Raw genomic sequence first — 10,197 nt, forward strand, 5'->3', positions numbered from 1 at the left:
GGCCACAGCCACCTGGTCGGTCTTGGCCACCTGGGCGCCCCAGGCCAGGCCATTGGCGATCGGCATCGAGGAACCCACGATGCCCGTCGTCACCATGATCCCCTTTGCGGGATAGGTGAGATGCATCGGACCGCCCTTGCCTTTGCAGGAACCGGTGGTCCGCCCCGCCAGCTCGGCCCACAGCAGGTCCAGCGGGAACCCCTTGGCCAGCATGTCGTGGATGCCGCGGTAGATGGTGCAGAGGTAGTCGTCGTCGCGCAGGACAGCCGACAGCGCCGCCGGGATGATCTCCTGGCCGCGGTAGGAATAGTAGACCATGGCGATCTGGCCCGAGCGGATCACCTTGCGGGCGCGCTCGTCGTTAGCGTGGATCAGGGCCACGCGGCGGTAGATGTCCAGGAGGGTCTGGTGGTCGGGTTCGAACCGGTCGCGCGCCGTCATGGAATCCTCACCCAGCTTGTTCGTTGTGGCGGGCCACGAATGAGACGCGAGGCCACGCCATCGGCCCTTGCCTTGTCGCGCTTTCTGCCGCGCGAGTCGAGAAAAAATAGCTAAATTATCTAACTATGATGAAGATGGTCTGGCCGCCTCGAAACGGGCCAGGCTGGCCGCGATGTGGCGCAGGAATCGGCCCGCGTCCGCGCCGTTGATCACGCGGTGGTCGTAGCTCAGCGACAGCGGCAGCATCTGCCGCGGGACGAACGCCTCCCCGATCCAGACGGGGCGCGTGACGATCGAGGTGACGCCCAGGATGGCGACCTCGGGCGCGTTGATGATGGGGGTGAAGGTTCCGCCGCCGATGCCGCCCAGCGAGCTGATCGAGAAACAGCCGCCCGACATGCGCTCCATCGGCAGGCCTTTCGACCGCGCCAGCTCGGTGACCTCACGAAGTTCGGCGCCGAGCGTCGCAGCATCCTTGGCGTCGCAATCGCGCAGCACGGGCACCAGGAGGCCGAGCGGCCCGTCCACGGCGACGCCGATGTTGAAGTAGCGCTTCAGGACCAGGGTCTCGCCGTCGGGCGAGAGCGAGCTGTTGAACTGCGGATGGGCCTTCAGCGCCTCGACCACGGCCTGGATCAGGAAGATCAGGGGCGAGGGCCGCGCCTCGCGCGGGAGCGCCTTGCGGTGCGCCTCAAGGCCCGTGACGTCGACCTCGTCGTGATGGGTGACGTGCGGGATGGAGGTCGCGTTAGCGACCATCGTGCGCGCCACGATCTTCTGGAAACGACTGCGCGCAACGGCCTCGACCTCGCCGAAGCGGGCGAAGGCCGCCGTGGGGTCCAAGGTCTCTGACATGCCGATCCTTTCATTGCGCGGCGCGTTCGGCTGCAAAAAAATGAGGCCGCCGAGCGGGTCGGCGGCCCCAGGCGACAGCCGGGAAGGAAGGCGTGCCGGTTTGCGTGTCTCAGCTCGCCCTGGAGGATCTGCCGGCCTCAGAACTCGTACGTGATGGAGACGCCGTAGGTGCGCGGGTCGCCCGGCAGGTACGAGGTGAGCCCGAGCGCGGTGTCTTCCAGGGCCAGAAGACGCTGGAAGTACTTCTTCTTCGTCAGGTTGCGGGCGTAGACGCCGATCTCCAGGCGTTCATCCATGAGCTTGAACGTGGCCTGGGCGTTCAGCAGGCCGAAGCCCGGGATGCGATTAGTCGCCGGGTTGGTCCCGCCGAAGAGGCCCGCGCCCACCAGCGGGCCAACCGAATAGGTCGTGCCGCGATAGGCGTAGTCGGCGTGCAGGTTCAGCTCGTTCTCGCCGATCGGCAGGTTGTAGTCGGCCGAGAGCGTGTAGGCCTCCTTCGGCGAATAGGAGAACGGCGTGTCGCTGACGTCGATCACCGTCCCGTTCGCGCCGGGGATGGCGAAGCTCTTGTACTTGGTGTCCAGGAATGTCGCGGCGGCGGACAGGGTGAGGGCCGTCGTCGGACGCACCGTCAGCTCGAGCTCCAGGCCCTTGATCTCGGCGGTGGCGGCGTTCTGGATGCCCGACGACAGCAGCGTCGAGCCGGGCACAACGACCGGCACGTTCCGCTGGACGTCCTCGTAGTCCGAGTAGAAGGCCGCGGCGTTCAGCCGGGCGCGGCGGTCGAACAGGTCGAGCTTGGCGCCCACCTCATAGTCCGTCACCTGTTCGGGATCGAAGCCGACCGCCGGTCCGCCCACGGTGGCGCGGGTGTTGAAGCCGCCCGAGCGGTTGGCGCGGCTGGTCTTGGCGTAGAGGAAGACGTTCTCGCTCGCCTGCCAGTCCAGCCCGGCGGTGTAGGAGAGATAGTTGTAGATCCGGCTGGTCGTGGCCTGGCAGAAGACGCCCGGATCCAGTGTCACGGAGGCCATCGAGCAGGTGAACGTGCCGCTGTTGCCGGGGATCTCGGCGCGGTTCAGGCGGCGCATCCAGCGCTTGTCTTCGGTGTAGCGCAGGCCGCCGGTGAAGCGCAGGGCGTCAGTGATGTTGAAGGTGACCTGTCCGTAGGCGGCGTAGCTGTCGTTCTTGACCGATGCTTCGTTGTAACCGAGCGCCGGGCTGATCGGGAACACCGAGTAGGACTTGGATTTGTCCAGCCCGCCTTCATGGAAATAGAAGGCGCCGCCGATGTAGCTGAGGCGGCCGTCCATCGCCGTGCCCGAGAGCTGCAGTTCCTGCGAAATCTGCTGCTGGCGGATATAGTTGCCGTCCCGCTGGGTGAGGCCGCCGGTGAAGACGTAGGGCGTGCCGTCATTGTCCGACAACGAGGCGGTGGTGATCCGCCGGTAGGCCGTGATCAACTTGACCGCTAGATTGTCGGTGATCTCGTAGTCGATCGTCAGGGCGACGCCGCCGGTCTCGGCGTCGCCGTAGACGCCAGGCATGCTGTTGAAGACGGTGTAGAAGTCGTCCTTGCCCTGCGTCGACAGCGCATAGTTGGCGAGGTTGTCGCCGGCTGGGCCCTTGTAGGGGCAGGGCGCCAGCGCGTTGGGGCCGGAGCAGAGGCCGATCAGGAAGCCCTGCAGCGGCGTGGTGGTGAACGACTTCAAGCCGATCAGTTCGCCGCCCGTGCGGCGGTTTGTGTAGTCGCCCTGCAGCAGCACCTGCAGTGGCTTGCCGTTGGGCGCGAACAGCAGCGAGCCGCGGAAGAAGTCCGTCTTGTCCGAGCCGACGGACTCGTTGAAGGCGGCGTTGAAGCCGTAGCCGTCGTGCTGGGTGTGCTGAAATACGCCGCGGAAGGCGAGCTGGTCGCCCATGAGCGGCACGTTGAGGACCGCCGTCGTCTCCCAGGCGTCGTAGTTGCCGTAACGGGCCCGGACCATGCCCTCGAACTCGCCCACCGGCTTCTTGGTGACCAGGTTGATCGCGCCACCTGTCGTGTTGCGGCCGAACAGGGTGCCCTGGGGTCCGCGCAGGACCTCGACCCGCTCCACGTCTACGAAGTTGAACAGGGCGCCGGACGAGCGGGCGACATAGACGCCGTCCACGTAAACCCCGATCGCCTGGTCGACGCCGATGAGGCCATCGGGCGAGCTCTGGCCGCGCAGGGAGAAGGCGGCCGAGCCGGGCTGAGCGACCGCGGGCTGGATCACCAGGCCGGGAGCGATGTTCTGGAGCTGGTCCACCCGCGTGATCTGCGCCCGCTCAAGGGCGGCGCCGGTGGTGGCGGTGACGGCGACAGGCGTGCGCTGCAGGCTCTCCTCAGTGCGCCGGGCGGTGACGACGATCTCTTCGACCTGGGCGACGCCGGCTTGTTCCTCCGCGGCTACGGCCGCGGACGCCATCGCGCTGAACGCGACTCCCGCAAGCAACGTAATGGCTCGTGACCTACGCATCTCATCCTCCCCCGGGCGGCGGCTGGTCGCCGCTCATTGGACCGCCGCTATGAAGCAGCGGCTTTACACGCCTACATAACGCCGGGTCACTGTCGAATGCAATAACTTATATACCTACGTTGACGAATTAAACCGTCCCTTCGAAGCGCTGCCGTCTCAAGCGGGGCCGCGGAAGGCGTTGCGGACGCCGCCGAGCAGGTATGCGCCCACCTCGGGACGGTCGAGGCTGTCGAGTGTCCACCCAGCAGCGTCGAACGTCACGCGATGCACCTCCGGCTCGGGAAGGATCCCGACCTCCTGGCCGGCGACGAAGAACTCGCGGCCATTCGCCGCGGCGGCCGCGTCGGTGCAGAGCCAGACGGCCACGGCCGCCACATGCTCCGGGCCGGCCGGGAAGCCCTGGGGGCTGGGCCAGCGGTTCCAGAGCGGCGGAATCCCGAGGCGCGCCGACGCCATCAGGCTCTCGACCATCTTCGGCGTCGCCATCTGCGAGCCGCCCGCCATCGGCCGCAGGGCGTTGCAGCGGACGCCGTGGGGGCCGAGGTCGCGCGCGACCGAGCGGGTCAGGCCGATCACGCCTTCCTTGGCGGCCGCGTAGGCCGTGTTGCCATAGTGGCCGAACCCGGATGGCGACGACATGTTGACGATCGTGCCGCCGGCCTGGCCGATGAAGTGCGGCGCGGCGTGGCGGATGAGCCCGGCATAGCCTTTCAGGTTCACGGCCAGGATGATGTCGAGGTCGTCCTCCGTCATGTCCTGGATGCCGCCCGGCCGCGCGATTCCGGCGTTGTTCACGACGATGTCGATCCGGCCGAAGTGGTCGAGCGCGGCCTGGATCACGCGTTCGGCGCCCTTGAAGCCATCCACGCTCGAGGTCTCGGCCACGGCCTCGCCGCCGGCCGCGCGCAACTGGTCGACCGCCTGTTGGGCGACGCTGGCGTTGCCGCCTCCGCCGCCCGAGCCCCCTCCGAGGTCGTTCACGACCAGCCTGGCGCCCTGGCCCGCTAGAAGCCGCGCGATCTCGAAGCCGATTCCACGACCGGCGCCGGTCACCACCGCCACCTTGCCGTCCAGCCTGGGCGCGCATGCGGATTGCGTCATGTTCATCCTCCATCCGCGACGGCGTGCGTCGCGCAACTTATCTAACTTATATAATTTCCTCGTTGCCTTTATATAGCAGCTGCTACTTAATGAAAGAAAGCGGGGAGGCCATCCGCCGCACACGGAGGAACGCATGGGCGCACAGGAGCTCGGGTCGCGTCGCGCCGACGCGCAGGCGGCCGTGCAGGACGCCCTGGACGCCGCCGTGGCCTCGGGCCGCGAGATCGGCCTGCAGGTCTGCGCCTATCTCGACGGACGGTGCGTGATCGACGCCTGGGCCGGCCTGGCGGACCCGGACAGCGGCCGCAAGGTCGACGGCGACACGCTCTTCAACGTCTTCTCGGTCAGCAAGGCGGTGACCGCCACCGCGCTGCACATCCAGGCCGACCGTGGCCTGGTGGACTATGACGCCCCGATCGCCGCCTACTGGCCCGAGTTCGGGGCCCACGGGAAGGGCGGCGCCACGGTGCGGCACGCCCTGACCCATCGCATCGGCGTCCCGCAGATGCCGGCCGGCGTGACGCCCGAGATCATGTGCGACTGGAACGCCATGGCCGGGGCGATCGCGGACCTTCCGCCATTGTTCCCGGTGGGCAAGAAGACCGCCTACCAGTCGATGACCTTTGGCTGGATCGTGGGCGAAATCGTCCGGCGGACCGACCCGAAACGGCGGTCGTTTCCCCAGTTCGTGCAGGACGAGATCGCCGCGCCCCTGGGGCTGAGCGATCTTTGGCTGGGCGTCCCCGACGAGGCGGAGCCGCGGATCGCGAAGCTGACGGACGCCAACGCCGGCGATCCGCCGCCGCCCGAGACCAGTCTCTTCGCCGCCTCGATGCCGCACGCGGTGGCCCTGGTCCCGCGCGTGTTCGAGCGGCCCGATGTCCGGCGCGCCTGCATCCCGGGCGTCGGGGGGATCTTCAACGCGCGCAGCGAGGCTCGCTTCTTCGCGATGCTGGCCCAGGGCGGCGAGCTGGACGGCGTGCGCCTCCTGTCGTCCGATCGCGTGGCGGGCTTCTGCGCGCCACGCGCGGCCAGCGACGAGCCGGACCCCGTGATGTTCGGCATCCCGCTGCCGATCAGTGTCGGCGGCTACTGGCTGGGCGGGCCGAAGGTCGGGAACCCCCGCGCCATCTGGCACCCTGGCGCGGGCGGCTCGATCGGCTGGGCGGACCCGGACGCCAGGCTGGCGGTCGCCATCTGTCACAACCGCATGTTCAACACCCGCGACCCCGCGGACGACCCGATCCTGCCCATCTGCAACGCCATCCGCGCGGCGCTGGGCTTGGCCGGAGAGGGAGATCGCCGATGAACGCCCCGCTGCCGCCCATCGCCCGCATCGCAGACATGGACGATCCGCATTTCGATCCGTTCTTCTCGGACGAGCTGGTCTACGGCGACATCGCCGATCCCTATCCGCGCATCGCCGAACTGCGCGCACAGGGGCCGGTTCACCCCGGAACCTACCGCGGCCTCTTCACCCAGCGGCCCGACCCGACGCTGGGCCGCTTCGAGCACCATACCGTCCTTGGCTACGAGGCGGTGACGGAGGTGCTCACCAACCCGGAGACGTTCACCAACGAGTCGTTCAAGTACAACCTGGGCCTCAGCTTCGGCCGCACCATCTCCACTATGGACGCTCCCGAGCACCCGCAGTTCCGGCGCATCTTCCAGAAGGCCTTCCTGCCCCAGGTGGTCGCCACCTGGGGCGAGAGCCTGGTCGATCCTGTGGTCGACCAACTGCTGAAGGGCTTCGCGAGCCGCGGCAAGGCCGACCTCGTCGAGGAGTTCACGCTCCACTATCCGTTCAACATCATCTACCGCCAGCTGGAGCTGCCGCCCGAGGATGTGCGCACGTTCCACAAGCTCGCCGCCGGCCTCGGCGTGATGGTGGTCGATATGAAGAGCGGCCTCGAGGCGAGCCGCAAGCTGGGGGACTACTTCTCGGCTCTGGTCACGGAGCGGCGGCGCAACCCCACCGACGGGCTGGTGAGCGTGCTTGCCACCGCCGAGGTCGAGGGCGAGACCATCCCCGACGAGGTCCTGATCTCGTTCCTGCGCCAGCTGGTGAACGCGGGTGGGGACACGACCTACCGCGCCACGAGCGTGCTGCTCGCCTGCCTGCTCAACAATCCCGGTCAGCTGGAGGCGGTGCGCGAGGACCGCAGCCTGGTCGCCAAGGCGATCGACGAGGCGTTGCGATGGGACGGGCCGGTCACCTCCACCTGGCGCTGGGTGGCGCGTGACACCGAGCTCGCCGGCGTCCCCTTGAAGGCCGGGACCGTGGTCGACGTCGTTCTGGGGTCGGCCAACCGCGATCCGGCGCGTTACCCCGATCCCGACACGTTCGACATCCACCGCGACCGCCCGGCGCGGCACGTCGCCTTCGCCACGGGCCCGCACATCTGCATCGGCCAGCACCTGGCGCGGGTGGAGATGACGCGCGCCCTGAACGCGCTACTGGACCGCCTCCCGAACCTGCGCCTCGACCCCGAGATGCCGCCGCCCGACATCCGGGGCTTCCTGCTGCGCAAGCCGCGCCATATCTACGTCCGGTTCGACTGAGCTTGCCGATGAAGCAATGGATGTGCGGCAACTGCGGCTGGATCTACGACGAGGCGCAGGGCGACCCGGACAGCGGGATTGCGCCGGGCACGAAGTGGGAAGACGTTCCCGAGACTTGGGCCTGCCCTGATTGCGGGGCGCGCAAGGGCGAGTTCGACATGGTCGAGCTTTGAGGCGATGGACCTTCACCTGCAGGATCGGGCCGTCTGGCTCCTGCTCGAGCAAACGCCCGCAGCCTGGAAGCTTGCTGAAAGTTGCCTCGAGGAGGGGGCGTGCGTCGCCTTCCTCTCCGAGGACTGTGGCGGAGATGGATCAGCGCGTCGCGCCGCCCTTGCAGCCCGTTTCGGTCTTCGACTGCGGATGGCGGCCCGCAATGAGGACCCCTCGATGCGGGGGCGGGCTCCGGCCGAGCTGCTGCATTGGGGCGGGCGGCCTGCGGCGATCATTGCCCGTTGCTCGAACCCTGTGCGGGACGACGACCCCGGCCCCGGTCGGGTTCAGTTCCAACGATCCTGCGTCGGGGCCCTGCAATCGAACGGCGCGCTTGTGCTCGTCGAGCCAGACTGTCGACGCCCGAACGAAAACGGGTGCGTCGAGGACGCGACCCTCTTGGCGCTGAGGGAAATGCGTCTCCTCTGGGCGGCGCTTGCCCCGGAAGGCGTCCGGGTCAGCATTGTGAGTGCACCAGCCGACTTCTTCGGGCCGGGCGGGTTCGGGGCGCCCGAGGGTTGTGAAGGCGCCGTCTCAGACTTGATCCTGTTCCTCGCCAGCCGGGGCTTCGGAAGCGTCGCGACCGTGGGGGCAGACGGCTCCGTCGCGCTGTTCTAAGCACGCTCCAGTGGACAGGTTTGCGCGACGCGATGTCCGCAGCCGCAACCGTGCCAACCAGCCGCTTCGAACTTCCGGGTCAGGCCGAGCTTGTAGTAGGCCGCCGCGAGGTAGGCGAAGCCGCGGGGATCGCCAGGATCGACCCTTGTCGCCTCGGTCAGCAGGGGCAGCGCCGGCTGATACTCGACGTCCAGGTAGAGCGCGATACAGCGGCCGAGGGGCGATCGGGGATCGATGCTCGGATAGGATCTCGCCGGCGGCGGCGCGGCGGCCTGCTGGACCTGCTGGCGCGAGTGACGAGGGGCGGCGCCGCGGGGGCGTTGTTTGCCAGCGGGCGTCGCGCCAAGCCGGCTCTGGACCTGTGTGGTGCGGATCGGTGGTGAAACGCGAGAATTCCGCATCTCAAAGACCTCCAGCCGACAGCCTGCCGCCTTCATGCCTGGTCGATGTCATGCCGGAGTGTTGGAGTTCGCCCGCCAGGCCTGGGCTGGCCAAAGCGTGCCGGCGGGCCGGCAACCGCGTGAGGATCGTCGCCATCGCACTGCCTGCTGGCGCCCCGTCGCGTCGAAAGGCGCCGTTGTCGAGCACCCCCTGCAGGGCGGCGCGGGCGCGGCTGACACGGCTCTTTACGGTGCCCGTGGGCGCGCCGATCGCTTCGGCCGCCTCGTTGTAGGAAAGGCCGCCCGCGCCGACCATGATCAGCGCTTCACGCTGTTCGAACGGAAGCATCGCAAGCGCCTGACGAACCTCGTCGAGCGCCAGGGTGGCGTCAGGGCTGTCGACCGCAACCAGGGTCCGTTCGGCCACCTCGGGGTCGAGTTGAAGGGAGCGCCAGTCCCGGCGTTTCTCGGAGAGGAACTGGTTGCGCAGGATCCTGAAGGTCCAGGCCTTCATGTTGGTGCCCATCCGGAAGCTGTCGCGGCTCTTCCAGGCACTGGCGAGCGCGTCCTGGGCGAGGTCGTCGGCGGCCGTGACGTCCTTGCACAGCGACCGCGCGAAAGCCCGCATATGCGGGATCAGCCTGATCAACTCGCTTTCGAACGCGCGCAGGTCGTCGTGCGCGGCGCGATGCGCCGCGGCTTGGGAGGCGGGTTGGGTCAAGCCTGTTAGATGGGGACGAACGGCGGTCATAGCGACCATCAATCTGGAATCGCCCCAGGCGACCGGCGTTGATCGCCGTCAAATCGAAGCGCCCGACGTAGCTATGGCGAGGCGCCTGACCGACTGATCGCCTGGGCCCGTGACGGGTCAGAGACGGCGGCGGGGGCGTTCCGCGGGTCCCGCCCAAGGGCGCTGTTGACGTGAATCAAGGCGGAAGGCGCGCGGCACAGCTCAAGCTGCACTCACGTCAAAGCAAAGAAGGGCCGATATCATGAGCCGGCAACGCATCGAAGGCGCGACGCAAAAGGCCGTCGGCGCCGCCAAGCAGGCGCTCGGCAAGACCGTCGGCAACGAACGTCTTCAGGCCGAAGGCATGGCCGACAAGGTTGTCGGGTCCGCCAAGGAGGCCGTCGGCAAGTTCAAGGACGCCGTCCACAAGGCGACCCGTTAGCGCCTTCCAGACCTCACCCGTAGGCGGTCCGTTCCCGAACTATCGAGGCGGACGGTGCGCGGTAAACGCCGCCAACTCCGCGGCCAGCGCCAGCGACGCAGCCGAGAACGCCGCAAAGTCGGCGGCGGCGGCGGTGAGAGCGCAAGCACGCCGCCTCAGACCAAGTAACTGCGACCGCCGGCCGAAGGGGCTCCTCGAACGCGTGCGCGATGCACCCTCTGGCCTGACTTCACCGAAAGGGAGACCGCCATGTCGATACGTCACTACGCCTTTGCCGCGTCCATCGCGGCCATCCTCGCCGGCAACGTCGCCGCTGCGCAGCCCCAGCCGGCGCCGTCGACAACAGCGCAGCCCACGCCCACC

The 10,197-nt window shown here is 68.1% G+C and carries 11 protein-coding genes; 5 read left to right on the forward strand and 6 right to left on the reverse strand.

The genetic code is table 11. The features are described 5' to 3' along the window. From VGD44_RS14855 to VGD44_RS14870, 4 genes are all read right to left on the reverse strand, one after another. A partial coding sequence (locus VGD44_RS14855) for a thiamine pyrophosphate-dependent enzyme (protein WP_331088401.1) occupies nt 1-441 on the reverse strand: 441 nt, incomplete at its 3' end. Between the two features lie 123 nt (nt 442-564). After that, entirely contained in the window at nt 565-1,296 is a 732-nt protein-coding gene (locus VGD44_RS14860) for a 2-oxo acid dehydrogenase subunit E2 (RefSeq protein ID WP_331088403.1), read from the reverse strand. A gap of 137 nt (nt 1,297-1,433) precedes the next feature. Further along, nucleotides 1,434-3,740 (reverse strand): TonB-dependent receptor, encoded by a 2,307-nt coding sequence (locus tag VGD44_RS14865; RefSeq protein ID WP_331088405.1) that lies wholly within the window; start codon nt 3,738-3,740, stop codon nt 1,434-1,436. A 207-nt stretch (nt 3,741-3,947) separates the two neighbouring features. Further along, nucleotides 3,948-4,892: an SDR family NAD(P)-dependent oxidoreductase gene (locus VGD44_RS14870; RefSeq protein WP_331088407.1), complete on the reverse strand. Its 945-nt coding sequence runs from the start codon at nt 4,890-4,892 to the stop codon at nt 3,948-3,950. A 133-nt stretch (nt 4,893-5,025) separates the two neighbouring features. On the opposite strand from VGD44_RS14870, the gene VGD44_RS14875 reads away from it, so the two are divergent. Genes VGD44_RS14875 through VGD44_RS14890 form a run of 4 tightly spaced genes read left to right on the forward strand, consistent with a single transcriptional unit; the run spans nt 5,026 to nt 8,282 of the window. Then, nucleotides 5,026-6,201, forward strand: coding sequence for a serine hydrolase domain-containing protein (locus VGD44_RS14875; protein WP_331088408.1), 1,176 nt, complete (start codon nt 5,026-5,028; stop codon nt 6,199-6,201). Next, entirely contained in the window at nt 6,198-7,454 is a 1,257-nt protein-coding gene (locus tag VGD44_RS14880; protein ID WP_331088410.1) for a cytochrome P450, read from the forward strand. The genes VGD44_RS14875 and VGD44_RS14880 overlap by 4 nt, the downstream gene beginning before the upstream one ends. Before the next feature lie 8 nt (nt 7,455-7,462). Next, nucleotides 7,463-7,627, forward strand: a complete 165-nt coding sequence (locus VGD44_RS14885; protein ID WP_349257056.1) for a rubredoxin — start codon at nt 7,463-7,465, stop codon at nt 7,625-7,627. 4 nt (nt 7,628-7,631) lie between these two features. Continuing rightward, nucleotides 7,632-8,282: a hypothetical protein gene (locus VGD44_RS14890; RefSeq protein WP_331088414.1), complete on the forward strand. Its 651-nt coding sequence runs from the start codon at nt 7,632-7,634 to the stop codon at nt 8,280-8,282. Here VGD44_RS14890 and VGD44_RS14895 read toward each other — a convergent pair. Then, nucleotides 8,279-8,719, reverse strand: a complete 441-nt coding sequence (locus VGD44_RS14895; protein ID WP_331088416.1) for a hypothetical protein — start codon at nt 8,717-8,719, stop codon at nt 8,279-8,281. The genes VGD44_RS14890 and VGD44_RS14895 overlap by 4 nt on opposite strands. Next, nucleotides 8,685-9,383 (reverse strand): sigma-70 family RNA polymerase sigma factor, encoded by a 699-nt coding sequence (locus VGD44_RS14900; RefSeq protein WP_331088418.1) that lies wholly within the window; start codon nt 9,381-9,383, stop codon nt 8,685-8,687. Before VGD44_RS14900 ends, VGD44_RS14895 begins: the two co-directional genes overlap by 35 nt. Before the next feature lie 271 nt (nt 9,384-9,654). On the opposite strand from VGD44_RS14900, the gene VGD44_RS14905 reads away from it, so the two are divergent. After that, nucleotides 9,655-9,834 (forward strand): CsbD family protein, encoded by a 180-nt coding sequence (locus VGD44_RS14905; protein WP_331088421.1) that lies wholly within the window; start codon nt 9,655-9,657, stop codon nt 9,832-9,834. Nucleotides 9,835-10,197 lie beyond the last annotated feature (363 nt).

It is taken from the genome of Phenylobacterium sp., from assembly GCF_036402295.1.
GTDB lineage: Bacteria > Pseudomonadota > Alphaproteobacteria > Caulobacterales > Caulobacteraceae > Phenylobacterium.